The sequence below is a fragment of the Psychromonas sp. 14N.309.X.WAT.B.A12 genome (assembly GCF_030397575.1).
Lineage (GTDB): Bacteria > Pseudomonadota > Gammaproteobacteria > Enterobacterales > Psychromonadaceae > Psychromonas.
Genome location: NZ_JAPNXS010000001.1, coordinates 547,646 through 569,996 on the forward strand (window position 1 = coordinate 547,646; position 22,351 = coordinate 569,996).

A 22,351-nucleotide genomic window follows, 5' to 3' on the forward strand; every position below is an offset into this window, starting at 1 on the left:
AGTTATGTGTCAGCGGTTTTTTACATTTAAAAATATGAATTGATTAAGATTTTGACCTATTCCACATCATCATACCAGCCAGAGCAGTTAATAGAATGAAGAACATACTAGGCTCAGGCACTTTTACCGGGTAAGTTGAATTATTAGCATCAGGGTCATAACTAATTACACCTGTGAATAATGCATCATGCACTTCACCATTTTGTTGAAAATTATTAACAACCAATGAACCTTCAATAGGCGTGGCATTAGTAAGGTCTGCAAAAGGTGCCAATACACTACCATTGATTTGTTTAACTAAATCAATTTCAGTCGCCTCAAAGAAATTCCAAATAATATTCTCTCTAAAAACATCACTAGTAATATTACCCACGGCATTACCTAAATTTGAATCATTAATCATCTCACCAGACACATTAATAATGATAGTTGAGGGAGACTGACCGTTTAAATCAATATCATACTGTTGTATCAGATTATTCTCGAAAAAACTTTCAGAAGTAATGTTAAAGACTGCTGGGTCATTTCCAACTGAATCACCGACGTTAAATGATGCAGCCGATGGCTGATTGTTGGATGATGTTAACAAAACAGAGTTAACAGCTAGTTCTGATAAATAACCTGAAAAGTTAATAAATTCAGATTTAATTAAATCAAAGTCATATTGTGATGCATCATTTGATACTGAATTTGAATTAATATTACCATTATTAGTTCCGGCAATAATCACTTCATGCCCATTTGCATTGACTGTTGTGCCTGAAGATAAGTCACTACCAACAACCAGCACACTACCAACAGATGAATCATTTTGAGCTAAATGAGTGCCATAGTTAGAAGCAGAGCCTGATAGATCACCCGCTACAATAGTTTTACCTTCAACTTCACTCGTTGATGTTAAATCATTTAACACCACTAAGTTATATTCATTCAACGTCTCGATAGGACCAGCTAAGCTGAAATGAGCATAACAGGTTAATGCCACACCCATTAATGTGTTTAATTTTTTCATTTGAGTATCTCAAAGATTATTGTTTATTTACAAGTTTATGCAAATATTAAGCCAAAATAGTTAAGTGATTGAAATGTATCAAAGCAAAAGCTAATCAATAAGTAGTAGTTTAAGTAATGTAAGGTTTATCGACAAATAACAGTCTAAATAGAACCAACACAGCAACTTTAACTTAAAGTTAATCTAGCTTAACACTAGTATCAATCTCTCTTATCAACCTATGGTGGTCGTTATGATTAAATTCGTTACCATAAATATCTAGCATCATGTGCTGCGAGTATTGTAACTTATCACCTGATAGGGTCATTTTTTTCTGTAATGATTTAGTTGATGCTTTACTTTGTAAAAATGCAGACTCGGTAATTGGCCAATTAGGGCAATTTAAACGCGCTTCAACTTCAAACACAGTTGAACGTTTTGTAGTAGCCTTACCGCCAGCCAGAACAGAAAGCCCACGGGGTATGGTCAAAGAGTTGATCACATTCTCAGTACCTTGCTCCCATAACCAATAACCTACTTCGCGATGGATGATTTTTCCCGTCGAGTTTCTTTGTACTAACTGAGAGTATTGTACTGCGCTCAACGCTTGCTCTTCGGCATTAGATGTTTCGCCTGCTTCTATAAAAACAAGAGTTTCAAAGTAGTCATTAAGTTCAGTTGAGCCATCTGCTTCAGGTGATTTATCTTTACCTTTATTGCCTTTCCATGTACCAATTAACCCAGCTAATGGTCCGTAATCGATTGGGTCTTGCTCCTGCATATTGTTGCCTTTTTATTATTAGTAATTGGGGGGAAAGATTTCGAGCAGGATTATATAGAAATATCAGGAGCTTTAGTAGAGATTACTACTTTAGTGTAGTGGCAGAGTGATGGACTGGTAAGCAGTTATTTAACATTAACTGCTTACCACTTCTTTAATTAACCATTGGCGGTTTGTTTTCTTTTTTTATATGCACTGATAACCAACTCAATAGCTGATAATAAGATGAGGGTATAACCTAACGTTTCTGTGCCCTCTTCTACAATATTTTTAACGATACGGACATATTGTTCGCCCATCACCGAATGCCAAAATGAACCACGCCCCATTAGTCGTGAAAACGCAACAAGCGTAATAAACCCAGATAAGAACACGCCATAACTTGGCAGAGTAGTGTAGGCTTTTAAAGCCTTATATACCTGTGAGAACTGACCTCGTAATGAACATAATAACCCGATGAAAATCATACACACCAACATCTGCCAAGCACCATCAAATGCATGATGATCCAATAGCGAGTCAGACTCCCTAACAAACATCATAGCTAATAACGCAGCTAAGATTTTACCAATAATATTTGATGCTTTATCTAACTTAGCTGCCCATAAAAACAACATACAACTACTGAAAGTTAATAGGTCTTGTAGATGTTCTGTTAATGTATGTTCGCTATATTCGGCATGAGTATGAAGTTGGTAACCTTCCATATCAATCAATATTGCCACTACAAAGACAACAATTAAATAGAGTAAAGCGCGGAGTAAAAACATAAATAGGGTCTACCATGATTATTTCATCTCAACATATTTAATGAGATGAATGAGTAAAAAATTGATTTCGTATAGCTCAATAGCCTATTAACGATCTCAACAGCACAAATTTATAAATTACACTTTTAAAATACCAATCATGCTCAATAACTTCTCTATCACATTAGGAGTTAAGCTATAGAATACAATTGCATAAACAAGCACTCTTCAGCGATAACTTGAATAGTAAATTACTATTTCTCTAATAAGATTACCAAAGAGCCTATGAGGGGGAACTCTTAACGCTGCGACTTTATCAACGCCATTAATTACTTGCTCTACATTCATAAAATAGAGATTAGTGGTTTCATGTTTTTGATAAGAGCTTTAATGAAAATGGAATTAATTCATTCATTCATGATGAAAGAATGGTTTAATATTCTTTAATACTCATCAATTTAAACTCATTAATCCTTTAATGATGGTTCAATACTTTTATGGTAACTATATTAAATAATTGAAGTTGCTTGCTTTATAAAGTCTAATTAATAAAGTGCAGGATTATAACAATGCTAGAAGAGTAATACAGCTGTTTTAACAAAGTATTTACACTATTCTTTATAAAAAATAACAAGTAGAAACTCTGTTAGGAAATGAGCAAAGCTACCCCAGAAAAGAGGTAGCTTTGAATAGACTAATGTTGCTTTAAAGCACGCTTAACAAAGGCTTTAGTTCGCTCATGTTCAGGATTAGAAAATATCTGTTGAGGTGTGCCCTGCTCTACAATGTAGCCATCTTCCATAAAGATAACGCGATCCGCGACTTCTTTAGCAAATTGCATTTCATGGGTGACCACTATCATGGTTTGTTTCTCTAGAGCTAATTGTTTCATTACAGCGAGTACTTCATCAACCCACTCAGGATCTAAAGCTGAAGTTGGTTCATCAAATAAGATAACTTCACCTTTTGCAGCCATTGCCCGAGCGATCCCCACACGTTGTTGTTGTCCACCTGAAAGTTGCGAAGGGTATACATTAAGCTTCTCAGCTAAACCAACTTTCACTAAGATGGCTTCAGCAGTTGATAACGCTTCTTGCTTAGGAACTTTCCAAACCGTAATTAAACTTTCAGCAACATTTTGTAATGCGGTTTTATTGGCGAACAAAGAATAATTTTGAAATACAAAACTACTTTGTTTGCGCAATTCAGTAATATCTTTAGCTTTATGGCTCAAAGCATCGATACTCGCAGGCCCGATAGTAATATTACCTGTAGTTGGTGTTTCAAGGTAATTTAAGCAACGAAGTAATGTTGATTTACCAGTACCTGATGGACCGATAATAACCACTATTTCACCCTTTGCTACTTCAAAGTCAATCTCTTTGAGTACTGCTAGATCACCAAATTTTTTACTTAACTGAGACACGCTGATCATGATTAATAGGCCTTATTAAGTTTATATTCTAATAGATGCTGGATACGAGTGAAGAAGATAACCACCACCCAATAAATTACCGCTACGGCTAAAAAGCTTTCAAAAAATTTAAAGCTAGAAGAAGCTTCCATTTGTGCTTTAGCCATAATTTCAGCCACCCCAAGAGTGAAAGCCAAAGAGGTACTTTTAATCATATCGATAAAGTAGTTCATCAAAGATGGTGTCGCAACACGTGAAGCTTGAGGCAATATAACGCGTTTCATCGCCTGTAAACGTGTCATACCAATACTTAAACACGCTTCCATTTGAGACTTATCAATACCTAATATAGCGGCACGAATACTTTCCGCCATATAAGCAGAAAAGTGTAATGATAGGCCAATAATAGCGGCAGTGAAGGCATCCATACCCACAAAGATAGGCATGAATTGTGGAAAGCCATAATACAGAAGAAACAACTGCACCAATAAAGGTGTTCCACGGAAAAATGAAATATACAGTGATGCAAGGTGTTGAATAAAGGCAATTTTAAATACTCGCACTAGGGCTAAACCTAACGCGAGTATCAATGCAAATAAGAACCCCCAAAGTGCCATTTCCATCGTTACCCCAAGATACTTAAGTAAAATGGGCATTAATTCAATTATGTATTGAAGGTCAAAAGAACTTTGCATAAAAACGACTCTTTAAGGATTAATATTATTGTGTAATGTCTGTACCAAACCACTTATCTGAAATTTCAGCTAATTTACCATCAGCGCGCATTGCCGCTAATGCAGTATTAACTTGGTCACGAATAGCTAATTGCGATGGTTTGTTTAAAAATGGCATTGCATTTTTAATTTCTTCGAATGGGTGGCCAGCTAATTGTAATGGTAAACCTGCTTCTTTGATTAATTGTACTGAAGAAACACGGTCCATAACAAACGCATCTGCACGGCCAAGCGCTACATCTTGTTCAATACCTGTATCGTAAGTAACAATGTTGATTTCGTTGTTAGTATCGTATTTACGTAATACTTCTTCGAAGTTACTGCCTAAGTTAACTGCCACTTTCTTACCTTTTAGGTCTTCGATACCTTGAATATCATCACGACCTTTACGAACCGTCACTTGAACACCATCAATCACGTAAGGAGTTGAGAATGCATATTTAGCAGAACGCGCTTCAGTGATAGTAATTTGGTTAGAAATAGTATCGATATGACCTGCTTCTAACATACCAAATAAACCAGAGAAACTTGCAGTTATAAATTCAACTTTGTAATCAGAGCGTTTTGCAATTTCATTCCATACATCAACTTCAAAGCCTTGTAGTTTATCTTGCTTAGAAAAGGTAAATGGGAAATAACGACCAGACATACCGACTTTAACAGTTTCTTGTGCAAATGCCGGAACAGTTAATAAGCTGCTTGCTGCTACGAAAGCAATCAGTGCCTTTTTAAAAAATAATTTCATAGTAATCCCTATCTAGGTAATGTTTCCAATATGCTAATTAAGATCCACCTATTTTCAGTAGCAAGATAATTATCTTTAACAACTAAAAATAACGTCTAATTACCATTATCAGTGTTAGCTATAGTAAAAGTGTCATTAAACGTATTTATTATTGTTTAATGAGGTAATTATTATTCCAATAATCTAAATGGTTTATAAATAAAATGAGATAAAACGCAGTTAATAAAACGATCTAGCTTTTATACATAGTCAGTTTGTTACTATTAACACAATCTTTGTTTATAAATTAAACTAAATGATTATTTATCAGAAAAACAGCTGAATTCTACCGTAAAATCAATGTTTAAATCATCAAAATAATTGATTCTAAAGTAAAACAAAACCATTCAACCGGAAATGTGCAGCGAATAGTAAACTACTCTTGCTACTCTGTCGTTTAAGATTTTATAACTTAATGTTATATAATAGAGAGTTAGATATAGCCGTGAATAGGATAGAGCGAGTTAACAGCGATTAACCAATAGCAATATAATCAGTATGGTTTTTAATACGTGAAATCCAGGCAAGGATTGCAGGATAACCATTTAAATTAAACCCGCCTTCATAAGCCACATGCGTATAGGCAAACAAACAAATATCTGCAATTGAAAAATCGTCGCCTACTAAAAAGGGATGCTCTTGCAATCTCACTTCCATCACTCCCAAGGCTTTTTTGCCACCTTCTTGTTTGCTCGCTAGCTCCTGCAACTTGTCTGCTGGGCTACCTAAATATTTATGAATAAACCGCGCTACAGCGATATAAGGTTCATGGCTGTATTGTTCAAAGAACATCCACTGCATGCAAATGGCTTGTTGGTATTGAGACTCAGGAAATAATTCACTTTTTTGTGCTAAATAATAAAGGATGGCATTGGATTCAGACAAAAATTGTTTATCTTCAGTGACTAATAATGGAATTTTAGCATTGGGATTCATGGCTAAAAAATGATCAGTTCGGGTTTCCCCTTTTAAAATATCAACTTCTACCCAATCATGTTTAATTTGTAATAAAGCGCATAATAATTTCACTTTATAACAGTTACCTGAAAGGCTATCTCCGTATATGGTTATTGGCATACTCTGTCCTTAGGGTACTGCAAGTACCGTACAGTTACACAAATCATCACTTTCAAATGAGGTAGTATCCCCTGCAACCAACCCTGGTACAGGAAACACTCTAACGGTTAATGGTTTATTTAATCTGAAGGCCATCGTCCCAGTATCACACATTAAAGCAGATAGCTTATGGCTTGGTGTGTTACCGGGAATAGGTACTGTATCTAAACCAATTCCACACACCGCACTGTATGTTAATAATGCGCGAATATCAAAATTTGCGGCATGACTACCAACTGCTAACCCACGATCTTCTGTTAAGGCTAACATTAACCCTGAAAAGCCCACCAGCGGCATAGTCTTAATAGATTTAAACACCCTGGTTAATAGCGAAGATGCTTCCACTGTGCCAGCCGCTCCAAAGTATTCAACCCCCATTAATTCGTAAACTTCCGTCATGCTCGCACAATTTTTAGAAGGTGCGGCTGAACTGTCTAAGCCTGCAAAACGATAGGGTATTTCCTCAATGTCATCAATTATTTTTTGAAGCTGATCAACATGTTGCTGTATTTGTTGTACTAATGCCTGGTGATAGCCTTCATATAATGTTTGACGCTCAAGTGTTGAGTTAAGTGAATTAAAGGCCTTGAGTGTTGCAACAAGCAAATCAGGTGTTTCTAAGCCAATCACAAACGTATTTGTATGAGCACTATCAACATAACTAGCAGGAAAATACGGAATAAGTGGCTGGCAATTAAAGTTAACGGTAAAATTAAAGTTACCTTCTCCCCTTGGAGTCACATCACTAATTTTGCGAACTGTTTTCACCGCTTCGTCAATTAATTTCTTATCCAATAAAAAATGTTGATCAGCAGGGATATTCACACATACATTACATAAATCCCCAAACTCTTTTATCAATTCAGGAATTAAGCTTAACTCATGAGCATTTTTAGCTTCGCCAATGGCAAATCTTAACCTAAGCCCAATGCCCTGATAATGAGTTAAAATAGTATTAAGTTTACGTAAATCATTTTGAGCACTAGTCAAATTAGTTGTATCGATATATTCAGAAAAAGCATTAGTGACAATGCGAATAGATTGAACTTGATATCCCTGACTCTTGAAATCATCTGCTAGAGACACACAAAATTTATTGGCTTGCTCAATCAAGCTCGGCCATTTCCTTTGGTCAAAATCAAACTTAAGAAAAGTCGTGATGGTTCTTACTTTACACAAGGATTTATCTAACAATAATTCTGGGAACTGCATTTACGGCCCTCTATAATCAATCAAATTAATAAAATAGGTCTTTCTCACATTATCATAATTATCAACAAATTAAATATAAAACTAAGCGTCGTGAAACAATAAAACTTAGTGTATTAGGGTAAATTAAATAGCCAAAGTTTTTGAATAAGGAATACCTTAGTGACATTAAATACCATGCCATTAGGACGTCGCATTAATACCCTATGTTTTATATTTTACTGCATGACATTGGTGATTAGTCTTCATACCCTTTGGCAAACTAGCTATCAGTCACTACAAATTAGTAACCAGCAACAGCTTGAACGTTTTAAACGTCACTTAGACAGTCAGCTCGGCCATTATTCGTTCATTCCGCAATTAGTATCTCGTCAAGATGTTATTTTTAAAGCGTTTCAATTTCCTGATAATCAGTCCGTTATCGATAGTACCAATAAACACTTAGAGTCTATCAATCACATTGTCAGCGCCTCAGATACTTATCTACTCGATAAAAGTGGAACAACGATTGCGGCCAGTAATTGGCAAAAAGAAACCACATTTATTGGCAACAATTTTAATTTCCGCCCCTATTTCAATGAAGCAATACAGGGAAGACAAGCCCAATATTTTGCCTTAGGCTCACGATCAGGCAAACGAGGTTATTATTTCTCATACCCAGTTCATAATGGGATACAAGTGATTGGTGTGATCGTCGTTAAAATGGACTTATCGTTAATTGAAAAAGACTGGGTAGGTAAAGAGCAACATTTTTTAGTCACTGATAACGATGGTATAGTGTTTATATCATCCAGAGAGGATTGGTTATTTCATAGCTTAACGCCATTAACTCAACAGCAAAGATCAATGATCAAACAGGAAAAACGATATTTACAACGTATTATAAAATCTCTGCCCCCTATTTATGGCGATCTAAAAAAACAAGCAAACATACTTACATTGGCCAATAAAAAAGCCTTTTCTAACTACTATTTATCACTATTCACGGTATCTGAAGATAAACAATGGACGGTGAGAGTCTTCGCTCCAATTGCACCTATTATCATCGACTTACTGATCTTAACGCTGATAATTACCCTAGTATATTTACTAATTTATTTATCACTAATCATTATCAAACAACAATTACATAGACATCAAGAACAAGCACGCATTGAAGCAAAAACTAAGCAAACCCTAGAAATGACAGTATTAGAAAGAACCTCTGCACTACAAGCCGAAATTGAAGAAAGACATAAAGCAGAAAGTGCCCTTCGCTCCACACAAAAAGAACTTATACAATCTGCAAAATTAGCTGTATTAGGACAATTGTCCACCAGCATTAGTCATGAACTTAATAACCCTCTTTCAGCGATAAGAAGTTATGCAGACAATGCGATTATTTTTCTACAAAGAGATAAGCTGGAAAACGTACATGAAAATTTAATGCGAATTACCTCATTAACCGAACGCATGGCCAAAATTAGTGCACAACTAAAATCCTTTGCAAGGAAGTCTGATGGTGAACTGCAAATTGTTGCATTACAACCCATTATCTTAGCAGCACAGGAATTACTTAAAGCGCAATTTAAAAACAAACAAGTACAACTCGTATTAGATATGCCAACACATTTTATCCATGTCAAAGCAGATGCAATTCAATTAGAGCAAATACTCATTAATCTACTATCAAATGCTTTACAGTCGATGCAAAACACCCAACAAAATCAAATAAAAGTGCGTCTTACTAACACAAAACATAAGGCAACGATAAGTGTACTGGATGAAGGTACAGGCATAGATATAAACCACCTTCCACGTTTATTTGAACCTTTCTTTACCACTAAGGAAACTGGCTTAGGTTTAGGGTTATCTATTTCCCAACAAATTATCAATAATATGCAAGGCAAGTTAACCGCTCGAAATAGACAAGAGCAAGGTGCTGAATTCACTGTTAGCCTACCTATTTATATGCCTAATCAACAGCTCAACTCGAATAAGATTAAGGAGCCAAATCAATGATATTTTTTATTGATGATGAAGATGATATGCGTATCGCTCATCAACAAAGTTTTGCATTAGCCAACATAGAAGCGCAATGTTTTGCCGATGCAGAATCGGCATTAGTTGCAATGCAAAGTACATTACCGTTAATGATCATTTCTGATATCCGTTTACCCGGCATCACAGGCTTACAATTGTTAAACACACTTCAACAAAAAGATGCAAATTTACCGGTCGTATTAATTACTGGCCATGGTGATATCTCTATGGCCGTAGAAGCCATTAGAAATGGAGCCTATGATTTTATAGAAAAACCCTTTGCGTCAGATAGATTAATTGAAATAACTCGTAAAGCCATTGAAAAAAGGCAATTGACTCTAGAAAACCGCGAATTAAAAAAAGCACTTCAAAGTAAAGATACTCTAGGCCCCAGAATCATAGGTAACACTCCAAGTATTATTGCCTTAAAACAAATGATTTATAGAGTTGCAGATAGTCATGCCGATATACTCTTATACGGTGAAACAGGAACTGGCAAAGAGTTAGTCGCTCGCTCCCTGCATGAGCAAAGCCAACGTAGTAGTCATAACTTTGTAGCAGTAAACTGTGGCGCAGTCCCTGAAAATTTAATTGAAAGTGAATTATATGGCCATGAAAAAGGCGCATTTACTGGTGCCGACTCACAACGTATTGGTAAGTTTGAATATGCACAAGGTGGCACCCTATTCTTAGATGAAATAGAGTCTATGCCAATGCAGGCACAAGTTAGGTTATTAAGGGTATTACAGGAACGCACATTAGAAAGAGTAGGATCGAATAAAGCTATCGATTTAGACATCAGGATCATAGCAGCCACTAAAGTTGATTTAAAAGAAACAGAACACTTCCGACAGGATCTTTATTACCGTTTAAACATGGTGACCCTAGATTTACCACCTTTACGTCAGCGTAAAGAAGACATTGCCCCTCTGTTCCATCACTTTTTATTAGTGGCAGCAGCTAGGTACGGTAAAGCAGCGCCAGCATTACCCGCTGATTCATTACAAGCATTAATCAGTCATGACTGGCCAGGCAACGTAAGGGAACTAAGAAATGCTGCAGAACGTTTTATTTTATTAGGCAGTTTGTCAGACTTAAACCACGCAAATAATAATATGAGTGCAGGATTAAGTTTATCTGAACAAGTAGAAGTTTTTGAAAAAACGCTTATTGAACAAGCTTTGAGCCTGAGTAACGGGAGTATTAAAAATACCATGGAGGCATTAACCTTACCGCGTAAAACACTATATGACAAAATGCAGAAACACGGCTTACAAAAACAAAACTTTAAAAATGAAGACTAACTTCTTCGTAAAAATAGTTTGATTGCTTGTGGATTAGCATCGTGAATCTGGAATTATTTCTTTAGTGTGTCCTTCTTTCTCTTATAAAAATGCTGGAATTGTAAGTTCCAGCATATAATCATAAACAGTGTGGTAAGCATTCTGTAGTATTATTTAGTGATCACTTCAGGCCCCATCATTAAATTAGGTAACCAAGTCGACACACTCGGCACATAAGTCACAATAATCAAAAAGATAAACATAACCCCCACTAAAGGTAATGATGCTTTGACTACTTTCATCATGGACAATTTAGCCACTCCCGCAGTCACAAATAGATTTAGCCCCACTGGTGGTGTGATCATTCCTATTTCCATGTTCACTACCATCATGATGCCAAGATGAATTGGATCAATGCCTAAAGCAATTGCAATAGGAAACACTAAAGGCGCAACAATTATCAACAAACCGGAAGGTTCCATGAATTGACCGCCGACCAGTAACAGCAGATTAACCACAATCAAAAACTCAATGGGTCCAAGTCCTGCCGATAACATAGACTCAGTGATCATCTGAGGAATACGTTCTTCAGTCAGTACGTGTTTAAGAATTAAGGCATTAGCAACAATAAACATTAACATAATAGTCAGTTTACCCGCTTCATAAAGCGTTTTACGTGTATCCTCGTGACAAAACACATGCATTGCTTTTAACCAATATGCTTTACGTTTTTTATGGTCAGGCTCTTTCTCCGCTAACGGTCCCATATCCTTATAAACAAAATTACAAATGATAAAGGCATATACAGCGGCTACAGCGGCAGCTTCAGTAGGCGTGAATACACCGCCATAAATACCTCCAAGAATAATAACAATCAGTAATAATCCCCATCCAGCATCTTTTGCGGAATTAAACACTTCACCCCAACCCACGAATGGTTGTGCAGGGATATTTTTATAACGAGCATAGATATAGATAGCTAACATCAGCATCAGTCCAGCTAATAACCCTGGTATAACACCCCCTAAGAACATACGGCCAACAGAGACATCAGTCGCTGCTGCATAAACAACCATTACAATAGAAGGTGGTATGAGAATTCCTAACGTTCCCGCATTACAGATAACACCTGCGGCAAACTCTTTGGTGTAACCATTCTTTACCATCCCAGCAATAACAATCCCCCCAATTGCGACAACGGTTGCAGGTGAAGATCCAGATAAAGCTGCAAACATCATACAAGCAACCACGGATGCCATAGCTAATCCGCCACGAAGTGAACCTACTAAAGCGATAGCGAAACGAATAATACGTTTAGCTACGCCACCAGTGGCCATAAAGCTAGAAGCTAAAATAAAGAAAGGAATGGCTAATAAGGTGTAATGTCCTGTAAACGCATTAAGTAAAGTTTGTGCAATCGACGCTAGAGAAGCATCAGAGTGAATTAATAAAAAGACAATACTAGAAGCACCTAAGGAGATAGCAATAGGTACACCAATCACCATCAATATAATTACCATAATAAACAGCATTAACATCGCCATTAACTTTTCTCCCTTTCATTGTCTTTACCTTGAATAATGACTTGTTGTTCAACATTGTTTTCTTGGTCATGCAATGCATCAACTTTTTCTTCAGCTTCGTGACTTGCAATCATTCTGTCGGCTGAGTTGTTAATAATGTTCCAAGCTATTTGTAAAAACCTAAAGGTCATTAACGCCATTGATAGTGGTAATGCAAAATAAGGAATGAATCGAGGTAACCTTTCGTATCGTTCCCCCTCGTTAAACCAATCAGATAAGAACTGTAGAATATCAGGCATCGGAATATCTTCTGTTTCATACCAAGCACGGTCAGTAATAAACGGCACCCAATAATTCCAAGAACCAATCAATAGTGAGATTGAGAAGAATAGGCAAGTCGCCACAGCCAATAGCGCACAGGTTTTTTTCACCCCAGCAGGAACGATATTTATAACTACATCAACACCAATATGGGAATGTTTTTTCACACCATATGAAGCACCTACCAAAACCATCCATGCAAACATAAACACAGTCAGCTCTAATGCCCATAATATGTTGTCATTGAATACATAACGGACAATTACATTCGCAAAAGTTAACAGTGTCATCAACCCTAGAAAAACAGCGATTAATGTCTCTTCGATATGATCTGTTATTTTTCCAACTCGAGTAAATAGCGTATTTGTCATTAATAACTCCTTCTGCAATGACAACCTTGAAAAACGGCATCCTTGTAAGTGAATCTTACAAGGATGCTTAAGTTAAAGATTATTAATTATTTGATGCTTGAGCTGCTTCAAGCAGATCACTACCAATATCTTTTTCAAACTTTTTCCAAACTGGTTTTAATGCAGTTACCCATTGTTGACGTTGCTCAGCCGTTAAAGTGCGCACCACGCCACCCGCTTTAATAATGTTTTGTTTATTTAACTCATTAACTGCTGTTGATTCGCTATTACGTACTTCTGTTACCTCTTTTAAAATAGTCGCGAGTTGTTCACGCATATCTTCTGGTAATCCATCCCACCAATCGCCGGAAGTGACTACTAAGTAATCTAAAATGCCGTGATTACTTTCTGTCACCCCATCTTGAACTTCAAAGAATTTTTTACCGTACGTGTTTGACCATGTGTTTTCTTGACCATCAATAACTTTAGTTTGTAGACCACCGTAAACCTCTTTAAAAGACATTTTCTGAGGGTTCGCACCTAACTGTTCAAATTGAGCGACCAATACGTCAGAGGCTTGTACGCGGAATTTCAACCCTTTGGCATCCTCAGGTAATAATAATGGCTTATTCGCCGATAATTGCTTCATCCCGTTGTGCCAAAACTCTAAGCCTTTTAAACCTCGACGGTTCATTGCATTCTTCAATTTGTCACCTGCATCAGAGTTTTGAAAACGATCGACAGCGGCAACATCATCAAACAAGAATGGAAGGTCAAAGATGCGGTACTTCTTAGTGATTTTTTCAAATTTAGATAGAGAAGGCGCTGCTAATTGAACGTCCCCATTTAACAAAGCTTCTAGCACTTGATTATCATCGTATAATGTAGAATTAGGGAACACTTGCATACAGGCTTTACCGTTCATTTCTTCATTTACACGCTTTTCTAATAGTGAAGCAGCTACCCCTTTCGGGTGTTTATCTGCATTGGTAACATGACTAAACTTAATAACCATTTCGCCTGGGTCACAATTTGCATAAGCTTGTGTTCCTGATAGCAATGCAGCACTACATAGTGAAATAACAGTGAATTTTTTTAACATGTGAAGCTCCTATATCCATATGATGCGCAGTAATGCGCGGCTTTTATTAAGTGATCGAACCGATCACAAATTTTGTTAATATAGAACAGGTATAGCAATGCTCAGGCCAACATTAATAAATGGTGTTCGAGCTAGTATTTACGGTACTTAAGCGAGCTTTAAAAGAATTTTAATTCGACTGGCGATATACTAATGGGTGGAAATTCACCCATTGAAAATAGTGTAATGAGTCAGAACCCATCATTATCAAGGGGACTGTTAGGAAGATAGGAATTTTTATCTCAACCAATAAAAAAGGCCACCGAAGTGACCTTAAATAGGAGAATGATTATTATTGTTTTTTAGCTATTATGCTGTTTACGTCTCGCACTCACTAAGCCAATTAACCCCATCGCAAACACTGCAAGTGTGGTTGGCTCAGGTACTGAAGTTGTTGCGCTAGTAAAGTCGATATTACTAAGTGCACCAGACCCGAAAAAGTTAATTTCAATTGAGTAAACATCCGCCACATCAAAGTACAAACGGTCCCAAGTATTATTACCTCCGGTATAAGGTGTATAGAATTCATCAATGCTTAGTTCATCACCATCAATATCAAATAAATGAATGGCATTATTACTCGTTGATTCATCATATTCTACATCAAAGAAGTCAATACTATTTAACGTAACACTTTCTGAGAAATCGATCGTGAAATATCCCGCAGGACGACTTCCTTCATCATCAGGGTTACTACAAGTAGATGCATCACATGTACTTGGGTTTTCATGAATAACGAGCACATTACCAGGATCAGAAATACCTAAATTCGAGTTATTAACATTTGTAAAAGGTGACTCTAAGTCAGGATCGGCTGTCTTATTTAAAGAAGTATCAAATACTACTGCTAAGTTAGACTCTTTTTGATCTACATTATAACCATTAATAGTCACACCATAAGATGATGAATATTCATCATCAACACGTGTCCCGTTATCTAATTCATCAAATGTGATAGTCGTTGCCGACGCAAGTGGTGCTACAACAGTTGATGCTAATATCATCCAATATTTAAAACTCATCGTTACTCCTTAACATTATTATGATTTCCATAATATTTATGTTCCTTATTATCATTGTCCAAACATAATTATATCTGAATTAACGAAAAAACCTTATATGTCAATAGTAATAATTATTTAACATAATTTGACTATTTCTGTTAAGCGCAATGTTTAAGAAAGCTATTTAGCCTTAAAATCACTTATTAAGAGGTAGCTTCAATATTAGGCATATAATCGCTGTGCTTTTATTAAAGCACCGAATACAACTGAGCTGAATGCATCGGCAACATTAATATCAACATCAGAATAACGTTGTCCAAGTGCTTCTTGAACGAGCGGTGATAGCCCCATACCACCGGTCAAGTAAATGATTTCGGGGTGTTTACCTGCATCTGTGATGGCCTCATCGATCATCACAAACATTTTATCCAACCAATTAACCATAGTTTCAGAGACTTGTTGACGTTCAACGGTCAAACTCAAGGTACTTTCTATAAACGACAAGGATAGCTCTGTCTGATCTTTATTACTCAGATTGATTTTTGCAGATTCAATAGCATGCATTAATTGATGCGTTAAACGTTGTTTTTGTACACGTTGTAATCGCATTAACGGTAATGGGTCTTCACTTTCAAAAATATATTCTGAGATCAATTTAGCCCGTGCAGGTGAATAAAACTCACCCATTAGAGGAATATTATCGATATCGTAAACACCTGAAAACAACATATTAGGGATGGCTCGTCCAGTCTCGGTACGGCCACCACGACCAAACAATGGGGAAACGATGCCTGCAGCTAATGACTTATCAGATACAATCCCACCTTGTCTAATCCCTTTAGTAGCAAATATATCTGCAGCTCTATCTAATTGAGTCGCTTTTTCCTGACTTAACTGGCAGAAAGTAACATCTGAAGTACCACCACCTAAATCCACAACCATCGCATCTGTTACTTTATTAATACTTTGTTCGAAATGATAAGCTGCTGCTAAAGGTTCGTGTATGAAATCGACCTCAGTAAAGCCTACTTTGCTCGCTGCTCGTAACATAAGTGCTTCTGCTTGTTGATTACCCAATTCACCCATAGTTGAATGATAGTTAACTGGCCGAGCAATCACCGCTTTAGTAATCACTTGTGATAACTGCTTTTCAGCACACTGTTTTAAATAAGATAAAAAACGTACCACTAAGGTTTCAAAGCTATCTAACAGACGCTTTGGGATTTTAGCTCCAAGAAAGTTTTTAGGGCTATTCACATACCTTCCTTCATGAGGCGTTTCTAAAAAGGCGTTAAACCCTCGTTCACCAAATAAGATCTCTCCAGCGGATAACATATCATTTAATGTCTGTTCATTAGCTTTGGCATCATGGCTATCAGCACCAGACTCATCGTGGGCGAGATAAATTGCAGAACGTATTTTGTAAGGGTTTTCACTGTTTTCATCAACAACAATTAAGGTCGGTAAATTATCAACTAGCGCAGCAACTGCACAATTACTTGTTCCAAAATCGATCCCAATAAAATCAGCTGTCATAAAAATTCCTAATGCGAAAAATAAAAGTGCGAGATATTACCTTATCCATCAATAAAGTCATCTACATTGAACCGGAAATACTGATAAACACAGCTTGTTAGCTTAATTTACACGCAACAAAGAAGACAACAAATAGACAAACAACTTATTCTTTATGAGTAATGCCCTGATTTAGTGCGTAAACATTTTTTTGTCGTATAATGGTGCGGAATCACTCATCAAAAGATGAATCTAAAATACCGAATTAAGATTAAGCGCATGATTTTAAAAAGAATTTAAAACATGGCATTCATCGTGCTATGTTTCAGGAAGAACAACCTTGTTAATTAAATGTTAAAATGGATTTTAATGGAGGTAATAGCAATGGACGCGTTAACCAATTCTCGACCTAACCTTACTGTGTTATTAATAGAAGACAGGCCTAATCAACATTCTGAATTGAAAAGTTATCTCATCCACCTCAATTATACTATTCGTTTACACATTGATACCCAACAAGCCATTTCATCTACTTGCACTGATATCAGCGCCGACATAATAATCATAAACACACATACTCCTAGTAATCATATTTTAAAAGAACTCTCCAATATCGATAAACTAGCACCCTTACCTGTATTAGTTTTTGCCCAGCAAGATGCACGAGAAATGATTCAATCGACATTAAAAGCAGGCGTCAGTGCCTATATCGTTGGCAATATACAAATGAGCAGATTAACCTGTCTTATCGATGTGGCTATAGAGCGTTTTAACCAACGCCAATTGTTAATCGCAGAACTTAAGAAGACCAAAACGCAATTGGCAGATAGAAAAATAGTAGAAAGAGCAAAAGGTTATATCATGCAAGAAAAGCAAATAACTGAACAACAAGCTTTTAAGTTATTACGGAATATGGCAATGAATAATGGACAATCATTAGCAGCTATTTCAAAAAACATAATTGAAGTTTATAACATGCTCGAGCACAACATGAAGTAACCTCAAAATATCAGATAAATATTCACAATTTTACCGTGTAATTTTGTTATCAACGGCGATAACAAGGTAAACAGAAATATCCTTTACTCTTAATAATAGTGAAGGCTATCAAAGCATAGACAAAGATGTTTATGCTCTAAAGAGCAACGGCGCTCATTAATTACCTAAAACTTTAGGTGATTAGTGGGCGCTTTTTTTTGCATAAAAAAACGACTATACAATAAAAGGATTTTATAATGAGTTGGATTAAACCAGTTAAGTTTGTCGCTAAAAAGCTAGCATTGAGCATTGCAATTTCGGCAACTGTTATCTCTTATTCACAAGCTGATAAAATAGGCTATCCAGAAAAAGAGGAACTGAAATTTGGTTTTATTAAATTAACCGATATGGCACCCATTGCGATTGCATATGAAAATGGTTACTTCGAAGATGAAGGGCTGTACGTAACCATTGAAGCGCAAGCAAACTGGAAAGTGCTATTAAATGGCTTGATTGATGGAAGTTTAGATGGTGCACACATGCTAGCCGGCCAGCCAATAGCAGCAACCATGGGCTTCGGCACTAAAGCACATATCATCACCCCTTTCTCAATGGATTTGAATGGTAATGCGATTACTGTTTCAAATGAGATTTGGGAAAAAATGAAGCCTAATATTCCTAAGCAAGCCGATGGTAGACCTGTCCACCCTATTAAAGCAGATGCATTAAAGCCAGTAGTAGAATCATATAAAGCTGAAGGAAAGCCCTTCAATTTAGGCATGGTATTCCCAGTATCCACACATAACTATGAACTAAGATATTGGCTAGCTGCTGGTGGTATTCATCCAGGTTTCTACGCACCACACAAAGGCGATACCAGCGGTCATATTGATGGGGATGCTATCTTGTCGGTCACTCCACCACCACAAATGCCCTCAACTTTAGAAGCTGGCACCATTTATGGTTACTGTGTAGGTGAACCATGGAACCAACAAGCTGTATTTAAAGGTATTGGTGTACCAGTGGTCACCGATTATGAGATATGGAAAAACAACCCAGAAAAAGTATTCGGTTTAACTGCTGAGTTTGCTGAGAAATATCCTAATACGACTATCCGACTAACCCGTGCATTAATACGTGCAGCAATGTGGTTAGATGAGAATGACAATGCTAACCGTCCTGCCGCTGTGAAAATTCTCTCGCAATCTAACTACGTAGGCGCTGATTATGAAGTAATTGCAAACAGCATGACAGGTACATTTGAATATGAAAAAGGCGATAAACGTGACGTCCCTGATTTCAACGTATTCTTTAGACACAATGCAACTTACCCATACTACTCAGATGCTATTTGGTACTTAACGCAAATGCGTCGTTGGGGTCAAATCTCAGAGCAGAAATCTGATGATTGGTACAAAGACTTAGCGAAAAAAGTATATCGCCCTGACATCTATCAAGTTGCAGCTCAATCCTTAATTGACGAAAAAATGGCAGATGCAAAAGACTTTCCTGATTTCACTACAGAAACAGGTTACCGAGCACCTCAACAACACTTTATCGATGATTTAGTGTATGACGGCAACACACCAAATGCTTACATCGATGCATTTGAAATTGGACTTAAAAAGAGCGACAAGCTCTAAATTAAGTTTAGGTAAAGTAATAAACAGTTAAGAAAGTAAGACCAATCACCTTCAATCAATACACTTAGTTGAAGGCGATTGGTAAGCATCTTAGGTTCTGTCTTAGACAAGGTAGAACCTAAGTATAAAGCGTTAAACAAGGAATAGTTATAATGACGACTAGCTCAGTAAGTAGCAAATCAACCCTTTCATCGCCAACAAACGTGAAGCTAAAACAGTTTGTTAAAAGTACAACGAAGATACTTGCCCTACCATTGTTAGGTATCATGGTCTTTTTGTTGTTATGGAGTATTGCAGCAAAAAATATACATACTTCATTAGGTGAATTCCCCGGTCCAAATGCAGTACTTAACCAATTTAGCTCCCTCTATAATGAACATACTGCGGAAAGAGATAAAGCTGAAAAATTTTACGAGCGCCAAGAAATTCGTAATGCAAAACGAATAGAATCAGATCCTACTTATGTCCCTAAAATTAGAAAATATACTGGTAAAGAAACCTTTTTAGATCAGATCATCACCAGTTTAATTACCGTAACAAGTGGTTTCTTACTAGCAGCAATTATTGCTATTCCATTAGGTATCGCCATGGGGTTAAGTAAAAACCTTAACTCAGCCATCAATCCTATTATTCAAATATTTAAACCGGTTTCGCCATTAGCTTGGTTACCACTGGTTACTATGGTCGTGAGTGCACTTTATGTATCAAACGACCCACTAGTATCAAAGTCATTTGTTAATTCACTACTAACTGTAACATTATGTAGTTTATGGCCTATGGTAATTAATACCTCTATTGGTGTGTCATCGCTGGATCAAGACTTAAAAAATGTAAGTCGTGTCTTACGTTTACCAATATTGACGCATATTCGAAAAATTGTATTACCAGCTTCTGTGCCAATGATATTTACCGGTATGCGTTTATCTTTTGGTGTGGCTTGGATGGTACTTATTGCCGCAGAAATGTTAGCGCAAAACCCAGGTCTAGGAAAATTTGTATGGGATGAATTCCAAAACGGCAGTTCAGATTCTTTAGCGCGCATTATGGCAGCAGTTATCGTGATTGGTTTCATTGGTTTTATCTTAGATAGAGGCATGTTACAGCTACAGCGCCTTGCATCTTGGGATAAATCTGCAACAACAGTTTAATAAGCGTTGCATAACAGTAGCAACATTAGAAATGTAAGGAACAAAAATGAGCACATTACTTGATATAAGCCATATTGACATGGTTTTCCCGACACCAACAGGCGGTTTTACAGCGCTAAAAGATGTTGATCTAAAAATTAAAAAAGGTGAGTTCGTTTCATTAATCGGCCACTCAGGCTGTGGCAAATCAACAGTATTAAATGTAGTTGCAGGTCTTTATCAAGCAACGACTGGTGGTGTTATTTTAAGTGGTAAAGAAGTAACAGAGCCAGGTCCAGAGCGCGCTGTTGTTTTCCAGAATCATTCATTACTACCTTGGTTAACGGCTTATCAGAATGTAGAACTAGCCGTTGAACAGGTTTTTGGTTCAAAAATGAGTAAACAAGAAAAGAAAGAATGGATTGAGCACAATTTGAAATTAGTGCACATGGATCATGCCATGTACAAACGCCCAAACGAAATTTCTGGAGGCATGAAACAACGGGTTGGTATTGCTCGCGCTCTAGCGATGCAACCAGAAGTATTGCTAATGGATGAGCCATTTGGTGCCTTAGATGCATTGACTCGTGCACACATGCAGGATTCATTGATGGAAATTCAAAATGAATTAAACAACACCGTAATTATGATCACTCATGATGTGGATGAAGCTGTACTATTGTCAGATAGAATTGTGATGATGACCAATGGGCCAAGTGCGACCATAGGTGAAATATTAGAAGTCGATTTGGAGCGTCCTCGCGACCGCTTAAGTCTATCTAAGGACCCACATTACAATCGTTTACGTTCAGATGTATTAACCTTCTTGTATGAAAAACAACGTAAGGTTGAAACTATTAAAAGCAAGACAGTTAGCACCGCTTCGCAAACTAAAACTGCGTAGAAAAAGTTAACCGTAAAATATCACCATAATAGAGGGCTTTATTGCCCTCTATTACATCAAAAATTATCTCACGTAGAAAGCAATGGAAATAAAGTGACTAATCGACCCCATTAAAACAAATAGATGCCAAATACCATGCGCATGCCTTAGCTTTTTAAAGTCATCCAGTACATAAAATATCACCCCTAACGTATAGGCTACACCTCCAACTGTTAACCAGATAATACCTCCGCCGGGAATAACCTTCATCAAGGCTGAATACTTGAAAACACAAACCCACCCCATGGCGAGATAAATTAAAATTTGTAACCACTCTATTCTCTGTTTAATCACAATATCCATGATTAAACCGAAAAACGCCAGTCCCCATACAACTGACAACATCAATAACCCATCGTCCCCTTGTAAAGACAACAACATATATGGCGTATAAGTCCCAGCAATCAACAGATAAATACAGACATGGTCTAGAGTTTGAAAGATCTTTTTAAGGTTAGCCGGCTGTAAACTATGATATAGCGTGGACATGGTATAAAGCAAAACCAAGGTCGCACCAAAGACGCTAAAACCAACAATAATTCGCCAATGATCCTGTTGTAATGCAATAGTTAACAGAGCGCCCAAACCAATTAATGCTAAAATAGCGCCGATTAAATGTGTAATACTATTAAACTTTTCGCCGTAATACATTAAAGTCTCCTGTACTTTCAACTAGTAAGATGATTTATTGACAAGCTGTGCCATACCAATAAAACAATAACG

Annotated in this window: 20 protein-coding genes; 6 read left to right on the forward strand and 14 right to left on the reverse strand. The window is 36.8% G+C overall.

Translation table 11 applies throughout. The annotated features are described in order from the left end of the window. Positions 1–43: 43 nt before the first annotated feature. From OW492_RS02420 to OW492_RS02455, 8 genes are all read right to left on the reverse strand, one after another. On the reverse strand, positions 44–1,012 hold the full coding sequence (locus OW492_RS02420) for a choice-of-anchor A family protein (RefSeq protein ID WP_290038180.1): 969 nt from the start codon (positions 1,010–1,012) through the stop codon (positions 44–46). A 178-nt stretch (positions 1,013–1,190) separates the two neighbouring features. After that, positions 1,191–1,772 carry a heme-binding beta-barrel domain-containing protein gene (locus OW492_RS02425; RefSeq protein WP_290038182.1) on the reverse strand — a complete coding sequence of 194 codons (582 nt, stop codon included), beginning with the start codon at positions 1,770–1,772 and terminating at the stop codon, positions 1,191–1,193. A gap of 158 nt (positions 1,773–1,930) precedes the next feature. Further along, on the reverse strand, positions 1,931–2,542 hold the full coding sequence (locus OW492_RS02430) for a hypothetical protein (RefSeq protein WP_290038183.1): 612 nt from the start codon (positions 2,540–2,542) through the stop codon (positions 1,931–1,933). Positions 2,543–3,215: 673 nt separating this feature from the next. After that, positions 3,216–3,956, reverse strand: coding sequence for an amino acid ABC transporter ATP-binding protein (locus OW492_RS02435; RefSeq protein ID WP_290038184.1), 741 nt, complete (start codon positions 3,954–3,956; stop codon positions 3,216–3,218). A gap of 2 nt (positions 3,957–3,958) precedes the next feature. Then, a complete protein-coding gene (locus OW492_RS02440) occupies positions 3,959–4,630 on the reverse strand; it encodes an amino acid ABC transporter permease (protein ID WP_290038186.1) in 672 nt (223 codons plus the stop codon). A gap of 25 nt (positions 4,631–4,655) precedes the next feature. Then, positions 4,656–5,414, reverse strand: a complete 759-nt coding sequence (locus tag OW492_RS02445; RefSeq protein ID WP_290038188.1) for an amino acid ABC transporter substrate-binding protein — start codon at positions 5,412–5,414, stop codon at positions 4,656–4,658. A gap of 513 nt (positions 5,415–5,927) precedes the next feature. Next, positions 5,928–6,524 carry a glutathione S-transferase family protein gene (locus OW492_RS02450; protein WP_290038332.1) on the reverse strand — a complete coding sequence of 199 codons (597 nt, stop codon included), beginning with the start codon at positions 6,522–6,524 and terminating at the stop codon, positions 5,928–5,930. Positions 6,525–6,539: 15 nt separating this feature from the next. Next, positions 6,540–7,781, reverse strand: coding sequence for a DUF711 family protein (locus tag OW492_RS02455; protein ID WP_290038189.1), 1,242 nt, complete (start codon positions 7,779–7,781; stop codon positions 6,540–6,542). Positions 7,782–7,940: 159 nt separating this feature from the next. On the opposite strand from OW492_RS02455, the gene OW492_RS02460 reads away from it, so the two are divergent. Beyond that, entirely contained in the window at positions 7,941–9,779 is a 1,839-nt protein-coding gene (locus OW492_RS02460) for an ATP-binding protein (protein ID WP_290038190.1), read from the forward strand. Continuing rightward, on the forward strand, positions 9,776–11,104 hold the full coding sequence (locus tag OW492_RS02465) for a sigma-54 dependent transcriptional regulator (RefSeq protein WP_290038191.1): 1,329 nt from the start codon (positions 9,776–9,778) through the stop codon (positions 11,102–11,104). The genes OW492_RS02460 and OW492_RS02465 overlap by 4 nt, the downstream gene beginning before the upstream one ends. Before the next feature lie 149 nt (positions 11,105–11,253). On the opposite strand, the gene OW492_RS02470 is transcribed toward OW492_RS02465, so the two are convergent. From OW492_RS02470 to OW492_RS02490, 5 genes are all read right to left on the reverse strand, one after another. Continuing rightward, a complete protein-coding gene (locus OW492_RS02470) occupies positions 11,254–12,627 on the reverse strand; it encodes a TRAP transporter large permease (RefSeq protein ID WP_290038192.1) in 1,374 nt (457 codons plus the stop codon). Further along, positions 12,627–13,298, reverse strand: a complete 672-nt coding sequence (locus tag OW492_RS02475) for a TRAP transporter small permease (RefSeq protein ID WP_290038193.1) — start codon at positions 13,296–13,298, stop codon at positions 12,627–12,629. Before OW492_RS02475 ends, OW492_RS02470 begins: the two co-directional genes overlap by 1 nt. An 82-nt stretch (positions 13,299–13,380) precedes the next feature. Beyond that, positions 13,381–14,379 (reverse strand): TRAP transporter substrate-binding protein, encoded by a 999-nt coding sequence (locus tag OW492_RS02480; protein WP_290038194.1) that lies wholly within the window; start codon positions 14,377–14,379, stop codon positions 13,381–13,383. A 341-nt stretch (positions 14,380–14,720) separates the two neighbouring features. Then, positions 14,721–15,440, reverse strand: coding sequence for a PEP-CTERM sorting domain-containing protein (locus OW492_RS02485; RefSeq protein WP_290038195.1), 720 nt, complete (start codon positions 15,438–15,440; stop codon positions 14,721–14,723). Between the two features lie 204 nt (positions 15,441–15,644). Beyond that, the gene (locus tag OW492_RS02490) at positions 15,645–16,958 is read right to left on the reverse strand and encodes an Hsp70 family protein (RefSeq protein WP_290038196.1); all 1,314 of its coding nucleotides are present in this window, start codon (positions 16,956–16,958) and stop codon (positions 15,645–15,647) included. Between the two features lie 363 nt (positions 16,959–17,321). On the opposite strand from OW492_RS02490, the gene OW492_RS02495 reads away from it, so the two are divergent. From OW492_RS02495 to OW492_RS02510, 4 genes are all read left to right on the forward strand, one after another. Continuing rightward, positions 17,322–17,936: an ANTAR domain-containing protein gene (locus OW492_RS02495; RefSeq protein WP_290038197.1), complete on the forward strand. Its 615-nt coding sequence runs from the start codon at positions 17,322–17,324 to the stop codon at positions 17,934–17,936. A 236-nt stretch (positions 17,937–18,172) separates the two neighbouring features. Continuing rightward, positions 18,173–19,558: a CmpA/NrtA family ABC transporter substrate-binding protein gene (locus tag OW492_RS02500; RefSeq protein ID WP_290038198.1), complete on the forward strand. Its 1,386-nt coding sequence runs from the start codon at positions 18,173–18,175 to the stop codon at positions 19,556–19,558. Between the two features lie 152 nt (positions 19,559–19,710). After that, positions 19,711–20,706, forward strand: a complete 996-nt coding sequence (locus tag OW492_RS02505; RefSeq protein ID WP_290038199.1) for an ABC transporter permease — start codon at positions 19,711–19,713, stop codon at positions 20,704–20,706. 46 nt (positions 20,707–20,752) lie between these two features. Then, positions 20,753–21,589, forward strand: a complete 837-nt coding sequence (locus OW492_RS02510; RefSeq protein ID WP_290038200.1) for an ABC transporter ATP-binding protein — start codon at positions 20,753–20,755, stop codon at positions 21,587–21,589. Positions 21,590–21,652: 63 nt separating this feature from the next. Here the strand turns inward: OW492_RS02510 and OW492_RS02515 are convergent, their stop codons facing one another. Further along, a complete protein-coding gene (locus tag OW492_RS02515; RefSeq protein WP_290038201.1) occupies positions 21,653–22,279 on the reverse strand; it encodes a hemolysin III family protein in 627 nt (208 codons plus the stop codon). Positions 22,280–22,351 lie beyond the last annotated feature (72 nt).

Coding starts and splice junctions, on each gene's coding strand:
- OW492_RS02510 (WP_290038200.1), top strand. CDS start 20,753: ATGAGCACATTACTTGATATAAGCCATATTGACATGGTTTTCCCGACA.
- OW492_RS02480 (WP_290038194.1), bottom strand. CDS start 14,379: ATGTTAAAAAAATTCACTGTTATTTCACTATGTAGTGCTGCATTGCTA.
- OW492_RS02475 (WP_290038193.1), bottom strand. CDS start 13,298: ATGACAAATACGCTATTTACTCGAGTTGGAAAAATAACAGATCATATC.
- OW492_RS02465 (WP_290038191.1), top strand. CDS start 9,776: ATGATATTTTTTATTGATGATGAAGATGATATGCGTATCGCTCATCAA.
- OW492_RS02435 (WP_290038184.1), bottom strand. CDS start 3,956: ATGATCAGCGTGTCTCAGTTAAGTAAAAAATTTGGTGATCTAGCAGTA.
- OW492_RS02485 (WP_290038195.1), bottom strand. CDS start 15,440: ATGAGTTTTAAATATTGGATGATATTAGCATCAACTGTTGTAGCACCA.
- OW492_RS02495 (WP_290038197.1), top strand. CDS start 17,322: ATGGACGCGTTAACCAATTCTCGACCTAACCTTACTGTGTTATTAATA.
- OW492_RS02505 (WP_290038199.1), top strand. CDS start 19,711: ATGACGACTAGCTCAGTAAGTAGCAAATCAACCCTTTCATCGCCAACA.
- OW492_RS02420 (WP_290038180.1), bottom strand. CDS start 1,012: ATGAAAAAATTAAACACATTAATGGGTGTGGCATTAACCTGTTATGCT.
- OW492_RS02445 (WP_290038188.1), bottom strand. CDS start 5,414: ATGAAATTATTTTTTAAAAAGGCACTGATTGCTTTCGTAGCAGCAAGC.
- OW492_RS02455 (WP_290038189.1), bottom strand. CDS start 7,781: ATGCAGTTCCCAGAATTATTGTTAGATAAATCCTTGTGTAAAGTAAGA.
- OW492_RS02430 (WP_290038183.1), bottom strand. CDS start 2,542: ATGTTTTTACTCCGCGCTTTACTCTATTTAATTGTTGTCTTTGTAGTG.
- OW492_RS02500 (WP_290038198.1), top strand. CDS start 18,173: ATGAGTTGGATTAAACCAGTTAAGTTTGTCGCTAAAAAGCTAGCATTG.
- OW492_RS02440 (WP_290038186.1), bottom strand. CDS start 4,630: ATGCAAAGTTCTTTTGACCTTCAATACATAATTGAATTAATGCCCATT.
- OW492_RS02425 (WP_290038182.1), bottom strand. CDS start 1,772: ATGCAGGAGCAAGACCCAATCGATTACGGACCATTAGCTGGGTTAATT.
- OW492_RS02490 (WP_290038196.1), bottom strand. CDS start 16,958: ATGACAGCTGATTTTATTGGGATCGATTTTGGAACAAGTAATTGTGCA.
- OW492_RS02470 (WP_290038192.1), bottom strand. CDS start 12,627: ATGGCGATGTTAATGCTGTTTATTATGGTAATTATATTGATGGTGATT.
- OW492_RS02515 (WP_290038201.1), bottom strand. CDS start 22,279: ATGTATTACGGCGAAAAGTTTAATAGTATTACACATTTAATCGGCGCT.